This window comes from Massilia sp. Mn16-1_5 (assembly GCF_004798585.1).
GTDB lineage: Bacteria > Pseudomonadota > Gammaproteobacteria > Burkholderiales > Burkholderiaceae_D > Telluria.
Genome location: NZ_PPXQ01000006.1, coordinates 65,061 through 79,585, shown reverse-complemented (window position 1 = coordinate 79,585; position 14,525 = coordinate 65,061). Strand labels below are relative to the sequence as shown.

Annotated in this window: 12 protein-coding genes; 6 read left to right on the top strand and 6 right to left on the bottom strand. The window is 65.9% G+C overall.

Annotation, left to right across the window (positions count from 1 at the left end; translation table 11 throughout):
- Position 1 precedes the first annotated feature (1 nt).
- The gene (locus C2862_RS08660; RefSeq protein WP_136219724.1) at positions 2-3,184 is read right to left on the bottom strand and encodes an error-prone DNA polymerase; all 3,183 of its coding nucleotides are present in this window, start codon (positions 3,182-3,184) and stop codon (positions 2-4) included.
- 231 nt (positions 3,185-3,415) lie between these two features.
- Here C2862_RS08660 and C2862_RS08655 point away from each other — a divergent pair, with 231 nt between their 5' ends.
- Entirely contained in the window at positions 3,416-3,817 is a 402-nt protein-coding gene (locus tag C2862_RS08655) for an OsmC family protein (protein WP_136219723.1), read from the top strand.
- Positions 3,818-3,892: 75 nt separating this feature from the next.
- Here the strand turns inward: C2862_RS08655 and C2862_RS08650 are convergent, their stop codons facing one another.
- The 4 genes from C2862_RS08650 to C2862_RS08635 all read right to left on the bottom strand — a co-directional run bounded on the left by C2862_RS08650 (position 3,893) and on the right by C2862_RS08635 (position 7,488).
- Positions 3,893-4,540: an exopolysaccharide biosynthesis protein gene (locus C2862_RS08650; protein ID WP_136219722.1), complete on the bottom strand. Its 648-nt coding sequence runs from the start codon at positions 4,538-4,540 to the stop codon at positions 3,893-3,895.
- The gene (gene htpX / locus C2862_RS08645; protein WP_136219721.1) at positions 4,540-5,415 is read right to left on the bottom strand and encodes a protease HtpX; all 876 of its coding nucleotides are present in this window, start codon (positions 5,413-5,415) and stop codon (positions 4,540-4,542) included. The genes C2862_RS08650 and htpX overlap by 1 nt, the downstream gene beginning before the upstream one ends.
- A gap of 33 nt (positions 5,416-5,448) precedes the next feature.
- Positions 5,449-7,020, bottom strand: coding sequence for a TerC family protein (locus C2862_RS08640; protein ID WP_136219720.1), 1,572 nt, complete (start codon positions 7,018-7,020; stop codon positions 5,449-5,451).
- A gap of 135 nt (positions 7,021-7,155) precedes the next feature.
- Positions 7,156-7,488 (bottom strand): hypothetical protein, encoded by a 333-nt coding sequence (locus C2862_RS08635; protein ID WP_136219719.1) that lies wholly within the window; start codon positions 7,486-7,488, stop codon positions 7,156-7,158.
- A 116-nt stretch (positions 7,489-7,604) separates the two neighbouring features.
- Here C2862_RS08635 and C2862_RS08630 point away from each other — a divergent pair, with 116 nt between their 5' ends.
- From C2862_RS08630 to C2862_RS08610, 5 genes are all read left to right on the top strand, one after another.
- Positions 7,605-8,390: a PhzF family phenazine biosynthesis protein gene (locus C2862_RS08630; RefSeq protein WP_136219718.1), complete on the top strand. Its 786-nt coding sequence runs from the start codon at positions 7,605-7,607 to the stop codon at positions 8,388-8,390.
- A 32-nt stretch (positions 8,391-8,422) separates the two neighbouring features.
- The gene (locus tag C2862_RS08625; RefSeq protein WP_136219717.1) at positions 8,423-9,391 is read left to right on the top strand and encodes a tripartite tricarboxylate transporter substrate binding protein; all 969 of its coding nucleotides are present in this window, start codon (positions 8,423-8,425) and stop codon (positions 9,389-9,391) included.
- 133 nt (positions 9,392-9,524) lie between these two features.
- A complete protein-coding gene (locus C2862_RS08620) occupies positions 9,525-11,918 on the top strand; it encodes a TonB-dependent siderophore receptor (protein WP_136219716.1) in 2,394 nt (797 codons plus the stop codon).
- Positions 11,919-12,183: 265 nt separating this feature from the next.
- Positions 12,184-12,930 carry a MarC family protein gene (locus C2862_RS08615; protein ID WP_136219715.1) on the top strand — a complete coding sequence of 249 codons (747 nt, stop codon included), beginning with the start codon at positions 12,184-12,186 and terminating at the stop codon, positions 12,928-12,930.
- Positions 12,927-13,961 (top strand): porin, encoded by a 1,035-nt coding sequence (locus C2862_RS08610; RefSeq protein ID WP_136219714.1) that lies wholly within the window; start codon positions 12,927-12,929, stop codon positions 13,959-13,961. The genes C2862_RS08615 and C2862_RS08610 overlap by 4 nt, the downstream gene beginning before the upstream one ends.
- Positions 13,962-13,984: 23 nt before the next feature.
- On the opposite strand, the gene C2862_RS08605 is transcribed toward C2862_RS08610, so the two are convergent.
- Positions 13,985-14,404 (bottom strand): hypothetical protein, encoded by a 420-nt coding sequence (locus C2862_RS08605; protein WP_136219713.1) that lies wholly within the window; start codon positions 14,402-14,404, stop codon positions 13,985-13,987.
- Positions 14,405-14,525 lie beyond the last annotated feature (121 nt).

Here is a 14,525-nt window from a genome sequence, read left to right as displayed (position 1 = left end):
TTCAGCAAAAATCCCGGCTCCCCGTCGTCAGCTTGCCCAGCAAGTGCGACATGTCCACCAGCCTTTTGGCCACCAGGTGTTTGACCTGTCCCTGGCTCTGCCAGATCCCGTACACGCCCAGCAGGTTCGCGCCCAGCACCTCGCGCCGCTGCTGCTCGACCAGGTCCGGCCAGACGATCACGTTGACGTTGCCGGTCTCGTCTTCCAGGGTGATGAACAGCACGCCCTTGGCCGTGCCGGGCCGCTGGCGCACGGTCACCAGGCCGCAGCCGCGCGCGAGCTGGCCGTCGGCATATTCGTTCAGCACCGAGGCCGGCATGAAGCGCTGCGCCAGCAGCTGCTTTCTCAGCAGCGCGATCGGATGGCGGCCCAGGGTCAGGCCCTGGGCGCGGTAGTCGCCGACGATCTCGTCGCCTTCCGAGGGTGCGGCCAGCAGGGGCATCTCCTCGCTTGGGGTGGTCGGACGCAATAAATCCTTGTCGGGCACGGCGCCGACGGCCTGCCACAAGGCTTCGCGCCGATGGCCCGCGAGCGAACGCAGCGCATTGGCGCCGGCCAGCACCTGCAGGTCGCCGCGGTCCAGCCCGGCCCTGCGCGCCAGGTCGGCCACGCTGTCGAAAGGCCTGATCGCACGCGCCTCCTCGATGCGGGCCGCCGCCTCGAAGCTCATGCCGCGCTGGAGCGAGAGCCCGAGGCGCACTGCAGGCTGGCGCGTAGGATCGTGCAGCTCTTCCAGCGTCGATTCCCAGCCGCTGACCGTGATGTCGACCGGCCGCACCTCGATGCCGTGGCGCTGGGCGTCCTGCACCAGCTGCGAAGGGCTGTAGAAACCCATTGGCTGGCTGTTGAGCAGCGCGCACAGGAAGGCCGCCGGTTCGTGGCATTTCATCCAGGAGCTGGCATAGGCGAGTAACGCGAAGCTGGCCGCATGCGACTCCGGAAAACCGTATTCGCCGAAGCCCTGGATCTGGCTGAAGATCGCTTCCGCGAATGCGAGTTCGTAGCCGCGCTCCAGCATGCCGCGCACGATGCGGTCGTAATACTGTTCCAGGCCGCCTTTTCTCTTCCAGGCCGCCATCGCGCGGCGCAGCTGGTCGGCCTCGCCCGGGGTGAAACCGGCGCCGAGGATCGCGACCTGCATCACCTGTTCCTGGAAGATCGGCACGCCCAGCGTGCGCCCGAGCGCCGCCTTCATTTCCTCGCTCGGATACACCACCGGCTCCAGGCCCTGCCGGCGGCGCAGATACGGGTGCACCATGCCGCCCTGGATCGGGCCCGGGCGCACCACCGCCACCTCGATCACGAGGTCGTAAAAAACGCGCGGCTTCATCCGCGGCAGCATGCTCATTTGCGCGCGCGATTCGATCTGGAACACGCCTACCGTGTCGGCCGCGCAGATCATGTCGTAGGTGGCCTGGTCGTCGGGCGGAATGTCCTGCATCTCGAACAGGCTGCCGTGGCGCAGGCTCACCAGTTCGAGGGCGCGGCGCAGCATCGACAGCATGCCCAGCGCCAGCACGTCGACCTTCATCAGGCCGAGTTCCTCGAGGTCGTTCTTGTCCCATTGGATGACGCTGCGGTCGGCCATGGCCGCGTTCTCGATCGGCACCAGCCGCGAGAGCTTGCCCTGCGCGATGACGAAGCCGCCCGGGTGCTGCGACAGGTGGCGCGGAAAATTCAACAACTGGGTCGCGAGCGTAGCCCACTGGCGCGACAGCGGCGCTTCCGGATCGAGGCCGGATTCGGCCAGGCGGTTCAGCAGGTCGGCCTTGTTGTCGAACCAGCGATGGCTTTTACAGACCTTCTCGATGATGCCGAGATCGACACCTAGCGCGCGCCCGCTGTCGCGCAGCGCGCTCTTCGGGCGGTAGCTGATGACCACCGCCGCCAGCGCGGCGCGGGTGCGGCCGTACTTCTGGTAGATATACTGGATCACCTCTTCGCGGCGCTGATGCTCGAAGTCGACGTCGATGTCGGGCGGCTCGTTGCGCTCCTTCGAGATGAAGCGTTCGAACAGCAAATTGGCCCGAGCCGGATCGACCTCGGTGATGCCGAGGCAGTAGCACACGGCCGAATTGGCGGCCGAGCCGCGGCCCTGGCACAGGATGTTGTTCGAGCGCGCGAAGTGGACGATATCGTAGACGGTGAGGAAGTAGTGTTCGTAGCCCATCTCGGCAATCAGGCCGAGTTCGTGCTCGATCTGGGCCTGCACCCTGGCCGGTATCCCCTCCTTGAAGCGGCGGTGCGCACCGATATAGGTTTCGGCGCGCAGGAAGCTGGTCGCCGTGTGCCCCTTCGGCACCACCTCGTTCGGGTACTCGTAGCGCAGCTCGTCGAGCGAGAAGCTACACAGGGAAGCGATACGGAGTGTCTCGTTCAGCGCCTCGCGCGAATAGATGTTCGCCAGGCGCAGGCGCGCGCGCAGGTGCTGTTCGGCGTTCTGGGCCAGGCCGTAGCCGCATTCGGCCACCGGTTTGCTCAGGCGCGTGGCGGTGAGCGTGTCCTGCAGCGGCTTCCTGGAGCGCACATGCATCACCACGTGGCCCAGCGCCACGATGGGCAGGCCGTGCTGCCAGCCGACTTCCTCGATCGTGACGCGGTGCGCATCGTCGAAGGCGCGGTGCAGCAGCACCAGGCCGAGCCAGGCACGTCCCGGGAATTGCGCCGCCACCCAGCGCGCCTGTTCGTGCAGGCGGTCGACATCCTTCGGTTCGTGGCCCGGATAGTGCGGCAGCAGGATCGCCAGGCAGTCGGGCATGCCCTTCAGGTGGGCGAATTCGGGCGCCGGGTTGGCGATGTCGTCCGGCGTCAGGAAATAGGTGCCCTTCTCGCTGCGCGTGCGCCCGAGCGTGATGAACTCGGACAGGTTGCCGTAGCCGTTGCGGTTCTGCGCCAGCAGGATCAGGGACAGGGCCGGATCGCCGCCCGGATGGTGCAGGTGAAAATGGGCGCCGACGATGAAGGGCAGACCCGCCTTTTTCGCTTCCGCATGGGCACGCACCACGCCGGCCAGCGAACACTCGTCGGTCAGCGCCAGCGCCGCATAGCCGAGGCGCACCGCCCGCTCCACCAGTTCCTCGGCGTGCGAGGCGCCTTGCAGGAAGCTGAAGTTCGACAGGCAGAACAATTCCGCATAATCCGGCAAATGAGCGGGCAAATGAGCAGGCGGCAGCGCGGACGGCATCGGCAGGTCGGGCTTGTGAGTTCACAAACTACTGTATAAAAACACAGTATAACCGACGAGGTCAACTTGGCAATGATTTCCGTGCGTCTACTAAAACGTTTATGTCACGTGCCCCGTTAAGGTTTATCCAAACCGCCCTGCCTTGCATTGTCTAGAACTTTCCAAGGTATATGCTTCACGCTATGCTCAGAGATGCAAGTTCGGGAATATTTGATGCCCACGGAGGACATTGTGCAGATCACAGCAATTGTCACAAACTCAGCCATTGGACACGACGTCATCGTGCAGACCGACGACTCGGCCCAAACCTTGAATGTGCCGCCACAGAGCTTGGGCAAAGGCTCAGCGATCAATGGCGGCGAGTTCCTCATGCTTGCGTTGGCAACCTGCTACTGCAATGACCTGTACCGCGAAGCCAAGCGCCTTGCCATACCGATCGAAGGCGTCGAAGTGGAGGCAAGCGCTGAGTTTCCAGGCATCGGCCTCGCAGCAACCAATATCACCTACCGGGCAAGCGTGTCCTCGTCCGCCTCGAGTTCCGCAATCGAGCAGCTGCTGCGCGAAACCGACGCAGTAGCCGAAATACACAACACAGTTCGGGCTGGCGTGCCGGTCCAGTTGGTGCGGCGCTAGACAAGGCATTCAGCCGGGCCGGGAATGTCAACCCATCCCCGACACGGCTTGCTCATCAGCTCAAGCGCCATTTCTCTATGCAATGAAATTGACCACGACGTAGAGCAAAGCTTTCACGGCAGCGAACACGACGCCCGAGACCAGCACCGCCGACCCCGCCGCCACGATCAACCCGGCCACGATCCAGTAACCATCGCGTTCCAGCACGCCCAGCGCCAGCATGCTGATCGCCAGCGCCGGCAGCATATTCCCCAGCGGGATCGGCAGCAAAACGACGATCGCCAGCAGCAGGCACACCAGGCCGACCACGTATTCCATCGGTGGCAGCGCCCAGGCACTGGCCCGCGGCCGCAGCATCTTTTCGGCGCGCCGCAGCCACGGACAGATACGCGCGATCAGTCCCTGGAAATCAGGACGCGCCATCGAACGGCGCGCAATGAAGCCCGGCAGCCAGGGCTTGCGTTTAAACGCCAGCTGCGCCGCCAGCAGCACCAGCGGCGCGCCCAGGATTACCGAGGTGCCGGGCAGCGCCGGCAGCGCGTTCGGGCAGGCGAACACGAACAGCAAGGCGCCGAGCGCCCGGTCGGACAAGGCGTTCAGCAGGTCGCCTACCGAGATGCGTTCGCGCGCACCGTCCTCAGCCAGCTGTTCGAGAACATCCGACAGGGGCGGGCCACTCGCCCCTGACTTCAGCGTCTCCTCTCCTGGTTCGCGCGCGCCCATCAGGCACCTTGCAAGGCCGCGATGCGTTCTTCGATCGGCGGGTGGCTCGAGAACAGCGCCATGGCGCCGCCCTTGCCCGAGATGCCGAAGGCGGCCATGTTCTTCGGCAGCTCTCCTTCGCTCAGGCCGCCGAGGCGGCGCAATGCCGCGATCATCGGCTGCGGGCGGCCGAGGATGCCGGCGGCGCCGCGGTCGGCGCGAAATTCGCGCTGGCGCGAGAACCAGGCGACGATGATGCTGGCGAGGATGCCGAACACGATCTCGCAGACCACCACCGTCACCATGTAGCCGATGCCGGGGCCGGACTGCTCGGAGTCGTTCTTGCGCAGCATGCCGTCAACGAAGTAGCCGACGATCCGGGCCAGGAAGATCACGAAGGTGTTCACCACGCCCTGGATCAGGGTCAGCGTCACCATGTCGCCGTTGGCGATGTGGGCCACTTCGTGCGCGAGGACGGCCTCGACTTCTTCCTTCGACATCGAGGCCAGCAGCCCGGTCGATACCGCGACCAGCGAGCTGTTTTTGGTGGCGCCGGTGGCGAAGGCGTTCGGCTCGCCGTCATACACGGCCACCTCTGGCATGCCGATGCCGGCCTTGCGCGCCTGGGCGCCCACGGTCTCCACCAACCAGTGTTCGGTGGAGTTGGCAGGCTGGGTGATCACCCGCGCGCGGGTCGACCATTTCGCGATCGGCTTCGACATCCACAGGGAGATAAAGGCGCCGCCAAAGCCCATCAGCGCGGCAAAGGCGAGCAGCATGCCGAGATCGAGGCCGTTGGCGGTGAGGAAGCGGTTCACGCCGAGCAGGCTGGCGGTGAGGCTCAGGACGAGGACGATGGCCAGGTTGGTGGCCAGGAACAGGACGATGCGTTTCATGATGTGCTTTCTTGGTGCGGTAAAAAATGTGGTTCAGGAGGCGGCGTCCGCTGCCACGGGTTCGGCGATGCGGCGGATCGCCACGCTGACGATGCGTCGCTCGTCGACGGCCAGGATCTCGAAGCGCAGGCCATCGAGTTCGATCTGCTGCCCGGCTTCGGGAAAACCTTCGAAGCGCGCCAGCAGGAAGCCGGCCAGCGAGGTGTAGTCGCTCCCCTCGCCGACCAGCGCGTCGGTCTCGAGCACCTGCTCCAGCTGGCGCAGGTCGGCCGATCCGCTGGCTTCCCATTCGCCGGCAGCTTTGGCCTGGATGGCCGGCTGCTCGTCTTCGTCGGGGAATTCGCCGGCGATCGCTTCCAGGATGTCGACCGGAGTCAGGAGACCCTGGACCACGCCGTATTCGTCGGTTACCAGCACCAGCTGGCCGTGCGCGCGCTGCAGGGTCTCGATGGCGCGCAGCACGCCCGCCGTATCGGGCAGGACGATGGCCGCGCGCAACGGACTGCCTGCGCCGGATTCGAGGATGGCCTGGCGCAGCGCCAGGTCGGCAATCAAATCCTTGGTACGGGCGATGCCGAGCATGTTTTCGAGCTCGCCCCGGCATACCGGCAGCTGGCTGTGCGGCGTGTCCTGCAACTGGCGCAGGATGGCGGCCGGCTCGTCGTCGAGATCGACCCAGGACATCTCCGAGCGCGGCGTCATGACCGAGCGGATCGAGCGCTCGCCCAGCGCCAGCACGCCGCTGACCATGTTGCGTTCCTCCGCGGCGAAGGCGGTTTCCTCCGGCGCCTGCGCGTCTTCGGCTTCGGTGGCGGCCGCACTGCGTTTGCGGCTGCCCATCAAACGCAGTACCCGCTCCGCCGTGCGTTCGCGCAGCGGCACGCGCGCTTCCTGCTTGAGCGAGTTACGGCGCGCGAACTGGTTCAGGGCCTCGATCAGGATCGAGAAGCCGATCGCCGCGTACAGGTAAGCCTTCGGAATGTGGAAGCCCAGGCCCTCGGCTACCAGCGACAGGCCGATCATCAGCAGGAAGCTCAGGCACAGCACGACCACGGTCGGATGCGCGTTGACGAAGCGCGTCAGGGCCTTCGAGGCCAGGATCATGACGCCGATCGAAATGATCACCGCCGCCATCATGACGCCCAGCTCGTCGACCATGCCGACGGCAGTGATGACGGCGTCCAGCGAGAACACGGCGTCGAGCACGACGATTTGCGCCACCACGGCGCCGAAGGCGGCATAGGCTTTCGAGTCGGTCTGGGTGTGGGTCACCCCTTCCAGGCGTTCGTGCAGTTCGGTGGTGGCCTTGAAGAGCAGGAACAGGCCGCCCATCAGCAGGATCAGGTCTCTCCCCGAGAAGGTGAGCGGCCCGACGGAGAACAGCGGTGCGGTGAGCGTGACCAGCCAGGAGACGATCGTTAATAAGCCCAGCCGCATGAGCATCGCCAGCGACAGGCCGATCAGGCGCGCGCGGTCGCGCTGGTGCGGCGGCAGCTTGTCGGCCAGGATGGCGATGAAGATCAGGTTGTCGATGCCGAGGACGATTTCGAGCACGACGAGTGTCAGCAATCCCGCCCAGATTGCAGGGTCGAATAGCCATTCCATGTTACTTACCTCGTGAATTTCAAATGAAGAAAATGCGGCGCGCAGGCCCCGGCTCAGGCCGGATGGCACGGCGCACCATGCGCGACGAACGGCGCACGCCAGGCGCGCAAGGAATGCGCGCGGCGCGGCCGCGGGTCAGCGGACGGGAGGCGGCTTTATGGGGGGGAAAGGCGCGAGACCATGCCTTAGCGGCACGTGCGGGGGGACTGGTCCTTCGGGCGGCAGCGGCGGCGCCGGCTGCCCTTCCCCGGACACGGAATCGTGGTAATCCATGCCGGACGGAGGTTCGTCCGGATCGAGCTCACCCAGCGAGGGCTGATCGACATCAATGCCGGCATCGGCAAGGGCCGCCGGCATGACCTGCTCCACCGCAGCGGCGTGCCGGTCCGATGCGACGGACATGGACAGCGCGAAGACGTTCAGGGGGAACAGCAGGATCAGGAAAATGACGAAAGCTCGTCGCAGCATAAAGGTGTCGTTGGACGGGACGGGTCCAGTATAGCAGCTTCTTTTCGCGGCAGTCCGGCCCGTGCGGGAAGCGCCCGGCTGTGGCAGACTCGAACCTCCATCGATTGCTCAGCCACATGAATACACAGCTCTTCACCTGCTTCGGCGCTGCCCACGGCGGCGGCAATCCCGCCCTCGCCGTCGAGGATGGTCCACCTGACCCGGCGCAGCGCACCCGGCTGGCGCGTGAGCGGGCGCTCACTTACGTGTTCATCGATGCGACAAACGAGGCCGGCGCGGTTGCCACGCTCGACTTCGTCTATCCCCACATGCGCAGTCCGCTGTGCCTGCATGCGACGCTGGCGGCCGCCCAGGTACTGTTTGCACGCCATGGCGATGCCGCGCCCCTGACCGTGAGCACGGCGATGCGCGGCCAGCGCCTGAGCCTGTCGCGCGAGGGCGAGACGGTATTCGTCGGATTGGCGCGGCAGGAAGCGCCGCAGGTGGCCGCCGACGAGGCCCTGGCCAGGGGCCTGCTGGCGGCGCCGCAGCTAGCCCTGGCCGGCGCGCCACGCCTCGCCTCGGTCGGCAGTCCCAAGCTGCTGCTGGAGGTGGCAGACGTGGAGACGCTGTATGCGCTGGCGCCCGACCTCGAAGCGATCGCCGCCTGGGGTCGCGAGCACGGCGTCAGCGGCTGCTACGCCTGGTGCCGCCGCGGGCAGGAATTCGAAGGCCGCAATTTCAACCACCTCGATCCGCTGCTGGAAGACGGCGCGACCGGCGTCGCGGCCGGCGCGCTGACGGTCGCGCTCGGGCATGGCCTGACGCTGCGCCAGGGCCGCGCCGTCGGACATGATTGCGTGATCCGCACGCGGCTGGACGGCGACACCGTGCTGGTCGGCGGGCACGTCGAGGCGTGTTAAATTAATACAAACATAACGCATATGGAGACCGCATGACCCTTTCGACACTCGCCCGCCGCTGCATCGGCGCCCTCGCCTTGTCCGCTCCCCTGCTCGCCTTCGCCTTCCCGACCGGCCCCGTCGAATGGGTCGTGCCCTATGCCGCCGGCGGCGGCTCGGACGTCGTGGCGCGCGTGATCGCTTCCGAAATGACCAAGACCCTCGGCCAGCCTATCGTCATCAACAACAAGCCGGGCGCGGGCACCAACATCGGCGCGGCCTACGCGGCCAAGGCCAAAGCCGACGGCCACGTCGTGCTCACCGCCGACACGGCGACGCTCTCGACCAACCAGTTCTTGTACACCAAGCCGGGCTACAGCGCGGAGCAGGATTTCGCGCCGGTCGGCCTGATCGCGCGCTTCCCGATGATCCTGGTCGTCAATCCCCAGGTGCCGGCGAAGAACCTGCAGGAGTTCATCGCCTGGGCCAAGGCGCAAGGCAATGCGCCGGCCTACGCCAGCCCGGGCGCCGGCAGCCCGCACCACCTCGCCACGGAACTGTTTTCCGACGTCGCCAAGCTGAAGCTGCTGCACGCCCCGTACAAGGGCGCTGCGCCGGCGGTGCAGGACGTGATCGGCGGCCAGGTGCCCTTCATGTTCGTCGACACCGCGGCCGGCGGTTCGCACATCCGCGCCGGCAAGCTGCGCGCCATCGGCGTGGCCAGCCTGAAGCGTGTGCAGCAGTTCGACAACATCCCGACCCTGGCCGAACAGGGATTGGCCGGCTTCGAAGCCTATGCCTGGCAAGGCATGGTGGCGCCGGCCAGGACCCCGGCCGCGACCGTGCAGGCGCTGAACAAGGCCCTGGTGCAGGCCGTCGGGACCGCAGCCGTCAAGGAGCGTTTCCAGACCCTCGGCCTGGAAGCGATTCCTGGCAGCCCGGAAGAGATGGCGGCCTACGCCAAATCGGAGCGCGAAAAGTGGGGCAAGGTGATCAAGGCCAAAGGAATCTCCCTCGATTGATCCGTGTCACAAACACGGCGTTCAGGCGCCGTGAAACGCACCAATTCGGTGCAATCGTTGCGTTTGTGACACATCCAGTGGTTGAGTCCGTAAATATTGATTAGCATGCAAATTTGACCTTTGGAGAAGTTGCGTGCTCAAACAAAAACAATTGCGCCGCGCCGTGCTGCTGGCCCTGTACGGCAGCGCCGCCCTGACGCTGGCCCCTGCGGCCTTCGCCCAGACCGCTAGCCCTGACGCCGCCCAGGCGGACGCCGTGCAAAGCGTGCACGTGGTCGGCACCCGCCGCACCGGCGCCGCATCGAGCACCGACACCCCGGTCCCGGTCGACATCATTCCGATGACGCGCCTGGCCGAACAGGGCAGCCAGTTCGACCTGGCCCAGACCCTGACGAATATCTCGCCCTCGTTCAACTCGACCCGCCAGAGCGGCGCCGACGGCGCCGACCTGATCGACTCGGCGGCCCTGCGCGGCCTCGGCTCGGACCAGACCCTGGTGCTGGTGAACGGCAAGCGCCGCCACACGACGGCCCTGGTCAACCTGTTCGGCGCGCGCAACCGCGGCAATACCGGCACCGACATGAATGCGATCCCGCTGCTGGCGATCCGCAACGTGCAGGTGCTGCGCGACGGCGCCGCCGCCCAGTACGGGTCGGATGCGATCGCCGGCGTGATGAACATCGAACTCAAGAAGAGCCTGGGCTGCGAAGCCGTGGCCGGCTACGGCCAGTATTCGGCGGGCGACGGCGAGAACTTCCTGGCCTCGGCCTACTGCGGCGTCGCGCTCGGCGGCGGCAGCTTCGGCATCACCACCGAATACCTGCACCGCGACCGCTCGAACCGCGCCGAAGCGGACAATCCGCGCATCATCGGCGACAGCAAGACCGAGAACCAAACGGTTTATATCAATGGCGACATGCCCCTGGGCGCCGGCCGCCTGTACACGACGCTCGGCGTGCAACGCCGCGACGCCTCCTCGGCCGCCTTCGCGCGCGGCGGCGTCGGTTCCGACGACATCCCGTCGCGCAACTCGGCCGCGATGTACCCGAACGGCTTCGTCCCCTTCATCAACGGCGACCTCGACGACCGCTACGGCACCCTCGGCTACCGCCTGAAGTTCGGCGAGTGGAATGCGGACTTCTCGCAGACCTACGGCTACAACCGCCTCGACTACACGATCGCGAATACCCTGAACGCCTCGATCGCCAACCTCGACCTCGAGCGCGGCGGCCGCGGCGTGAGCGCGAACTCCTTCGGCGCCGGCGGTTTCTCGTTCCGCCAGCTGACCACCAACGCCGACTTCAGCCGCTTCTATCCCGGCGTGTTCCAGGGCCTGAACGCGGCCTTCGGCTTCGAATACCGCAAGGAGAACTACAAGATCTTCGCCGGCGAACCGGGCTCCTACATCGACGCCGACGGCGTCGGCAACGGCGGCAATGCCGGCAGCCAGGGCTTCCCGGGCTTCCAGCCGGGCGACGCGACCAACCGCAGCCGCCACAGCACGGCCGCCTACATCGACCTCGAGACCGACGTCACCGACCGCCTGAAACTGCAGGCCGCGCTGCGCCACGAGCGCTTCTCGGACTTCGGCTCGACCACCGACGGCAAGCTCGCCGCCGCCTTCAAGCTGGGCGGCGACGTCCTGCTGCGCGGCTCCGTGAGCACCGGCTTCCGCGCGCCGTCGCTGCAGCAGGTCTACTTCTCCTCGACCTTCACCGACTTCGTCAACGGCCAGCCGCTCGACGTGGTGCTGGCGCCGAACGGCGGCGCCGTCGCCAATGCCGCCGGCATCCCGGCCCTGAAGGAAGAGAAGTCGAAGAGCGCGACTCTTGGCGCGACCTGGACGCCGTCGCAATCGACCTCGCTCACCGCCGACCTGTACCGCATCGACATCGACGACCGCATCGTGCTGTCGGGCCGCTTCGACGCCGACAACTACCCGGCGCTGGGCGCAACCCTGCAGTCCCTGGGCGTGGGCCAGGCCCAGTTCTTCGTCAACTCGGTCGACACCGAAACCAAGGGCCTCGATATCACGGCTTCGCACCGCATGCCGCTGGCCGCTGGTCGCCTCAACACCTTCCTCGCGCTGAACTTCAGCAAGACCGAAGTGACGGGCGTGCACGCGCCAAGCGCGCTGGCCGGTTTCGAGGACGTGCTGCTGTCCGAGCGCGAGCGCCTGTTCATCGAACAGGGCGGCCCGCGCCGCAAGGCGACCCTCGGCTTCGAGTACACCCAGGGCAAGCTCGGCACCGACTTCCGCATCATCCACTTCGGCCCGCAGACCCTCGGCACCTTCTCGGGCCCGCCGGTCCCGAACGCGCACTACGAAGCGAAGACCTCGGCCGACCTCTCCTTCACCTGGTCGTTCAGCGACAAGACCAAGCTGACGGTGGGCGGCAGCAACATCTTCAACGTGAAGCCGACCGCGCAGGATCCGAACGAGACCGACAACGGCTTCAAGTACGAGAGCGTACAGTTCGGGCTGAACGGCGCGGCATATTTTGCCCGCCTGTGGCACAAGTTCTGATGTGGGCTTGCTGAAGCTGGCAGGATGAACGACGGGGCGCGCAAGCGCCCCGTTTGTCTTTGGCGCCGCCCATTCGTGTGACCATCGATCCGGCTCTTCATGTAGAGTACGCATTTATCCGGCCTGCCCGCCCAGGCCCGGCCATCCTGTTTCCGGATGGCTCCCGTCTCCCAGGAAAGTCAGCAATGCAGTTCATCTCCGGCCGCGCCGCTTGTCCCGGCCCTGCCCGCGACAGTCGCCAGTTCCCTATGCAGTCCGGTTTGCCATGACAGTCGACCTGATGGTGGCGGCCGCCAAAAGCTTCCTGTTCGTGCTGGTGACAATGTTACCCATTCTTAATCCGGCCGCGACCGCACCAATTTTCCTGAGCATGACCGAAGGCGCCTCGCCCGCCACTCGCACCTTGCTGGCGCGCCGTATCGCGCGCAACATGTTCTGGCTCATGGCGGGCTCGATGCTCATCGGGTCCTACGTGCTGGATTTCTTCGGCATTTCCTTGCCGATCGTGCGCGTCGGCGGCGGGCTGATCCTGGCGTCCGTGGCGTGGCGCCTGCTCGGCGCAACACCGGCCAACCACGACAGCCGGACCGCCCTGGCCGAGGCCTTTACGCCGGACCAAGCGTATCGGCAGGCTTTTTATCCGCTCACCTTTCCCATCAGCTGCGGGCCGGCCTCGATTTCCGTCGCCATCACGGTGGGCGTCGCATTGCACGACGTGGAGCTGATGATCTCGCTGGCCCGAATGGGGGCCGCCCTGCTGGCGCTGGCTGTCATCGGCGTCCTGCTCTATCTCGCTTTCCGCTATGGCGAGCACTTCCTGCGCCTGATTGGCGACGCCGGCACGGCGGTGTTTCTGCGCCTGACGGCCTTCATCCTGCTCTGCCTCGGCGTGCAGATCGTGTGGGACGGCGTGCGCGAACTCGTGCTCGAACTGACGCCATTTTCGCCCTATCCGACGACGATCGACGCGCTGCTTCTCCGCCCTCCCGGCACTCCTTTTACAAAGACATGACGATTTCCCGCATCACTTCGGCAAGCATTGCGCTTGCCCTCTCGGCCGGCATCTATTCTCACCACGCAAGCGCTCAGGACAGCCTGGGCATCGATTTCTACGGTTCGCTGCGCACGCAACTGGAATCGGTGCGTCCGGATAAGCGCGAACAAACGGGCGCCTATACCTCCCTGCGCGACGCCTATTCGCGGCTTGGCGTCAAGTTCGACTATCCCCTGAACGCGACATTGGCTCTCGACGGCCAGCTCGAACTGCCCTTTGATTCCGTCAACCTCAGGCTGCGCGATCCCTACGACCAGCGGGAAAACATCCGGATTGCCCGCATCGGCCTGCGCGGCGGCTTCGGCTCGCTGAGCTATGGCCAACAGTGGATGCCCTACTACAACGCGGTCGCCGCACCGGTGGACATGTTCAGCACGTATTACAGCGGCTTTGCGACCTATACCGTGTTCCGGGTCGCCCGTACCCTGGCCTATGCCAGCCCGGACCTGAACGGCTTTTCCGTGGGCGCGGCGTATGCGGGCAGCCGCGCCAACCTGAGCTCGACTTCGCGCATCGACGCGCGCCGCTGGCAGGCCGTTGCCAGCTACACGCTTGGCGACACCCGCATTGCCGCCGGCATCGACGACCGCGGCGATGCCGGCTGCGGGCGCAACCGGATCTATGGCTTCTCCGCCAGCCACAAGATCGACAAGCTGTACCTGGCGCTCAAATATGAGATATTCGATACGAAAAACCGCCATCCCGGCAGTTTTTCGAGCGACGGCAACCGCGCCATCAATCTGTTCGGCAGCTATGTATTGGGAAAAAGCACGTTCAAGCTGATGCTGGCGAGACTGGACAACTACGGCGGTAACATCGTGCATGCCGGCATCGACTACGCGCTCTCGGACCGGCACACGCTATTTGCCGAGCTCTATCGTGAAGCCGATACCGCCGCCCTCACCGCGCGCCGGGGCGGCCTGGCCGACATCGACGCCCGCATGGCTGGCGGCCGCGCGCTTGCCGTCGGGCTGCGTTACGACTTCTAGAAAGCGAAGTTCAGGTCCAACCTTCACCCGGCCAATTGCAAGCCGTTCTCTTCACACCAGTGCCGCAGGGCGGTCCGGGTTGCCTCCTCGTGAAACCGTTCCCAAGCCTCGCCCGCCCCATGCTCTTCCAGCAAGCGGGCGAAGCCATCGGTGTTCCGGTCACGGAACAGGTCGCGCACAGTGTCCTGCTCGCCGGCCAGGTGGGTGGCGGCAAAGCGCAGCACCAACCCGTCTCCGATGCCCAGCGTGCCCGCAGGCGGAACGCGCGCATAATCCTCGTTGCCGCCGGATGCCGAGGGCGCCGGCGCCTCCTCGTCCACGTACTCGTCGTTCAGGACGTGGATCATCCCTGTTTCGCGCGACACCAGGGCGGTGACCGTGCCGCCGCCGTCCTCGACCGCCATGGCTGCGCTTTCGAGTTCGTCCAGATTGATTGGTGACATGGCTAATCCTTTGCGCGTCGTCGGAGGCAAACAGTATGAAACGCCGGGCGTGACCGGTGCGCACGCTTGGCGGCGACGCCGGGGCCTTGACGGCAGAGCAGCCCTCGCCTTGCGCTGTTAT

Bases quoted from the DNA above. Each gene is read 5' to 3' on its own strand.
- C2862_RS08635 (WP_136219719.1), bottom strand. From the start codon at position 7,488: ATGCTGCGACGAGCTTTCGTCATTTTCCTGATCCTGCTGTTCCCCCTG.
- C2862_RS08605 (WP_136219713.1), bottom strand. From the start codon at position 14,404: ATGTCACCAATCAATCTGGACGAACTCGAAAGCGCAGCCATGGCGGTC.
- C2862_RS08640 (WP_136219720.1), bottom strand. From the start codon at position 7,020: ATGGAATGGCTATTCGACCCTGCAATCTGGGCGGGATTGCTGACACTC.
- C2862_RS08650 (WP_136219722.1), bottom strand. From the start codon at position 4,540: ATGGGCGCGCGCGAACCAGGAGAGGAGACGCTGAAGTCAGGGGCGAGT.
- C2862_RS08610 (WP_136219714.1), top strand. From the start codon at position 12,927: ATGACGATTTCCCGCATCACTTCGGCAAGCATTGCGCTTGCCCTCTCG.
- C2862_RS08630 (WP_136219718.1), top strand. From the start codon at position 7,605: ATGAATACACAGCTCTTCACCTGCTTCGGCGCTGCCCACGGCGGCGGC.
- C2862_RS08615 (WP_136219715.1), top strand. From the start codon at position 12,184: ATGACAGTCGACCTGATGGTGGCGGCCGCCAAAAGCTTCCTGTTCGTG.
- htpX (WP_136219721.1), bottom strand. From the start codon at position 5,415: ATGAAACGCATCGTCCTGTTCCTGGCCACCAACCTGGCCATCGTCCTC.
- C2862_RS08660 (WP_136219724.1), bottom strand. From the start codon at position 3,184: ATGCCGTCCGCGCTGCCGCCTGCTCATTTGCCCGCTCATTTGCCGGAT.
- C2862_RS08625 (WP_136219717.1), top strand. From the start codon at position 8,423: ATGACCCTTTCGACACTCGCCCGCCGCTGCATCGGCGCCCTCGCCTTG.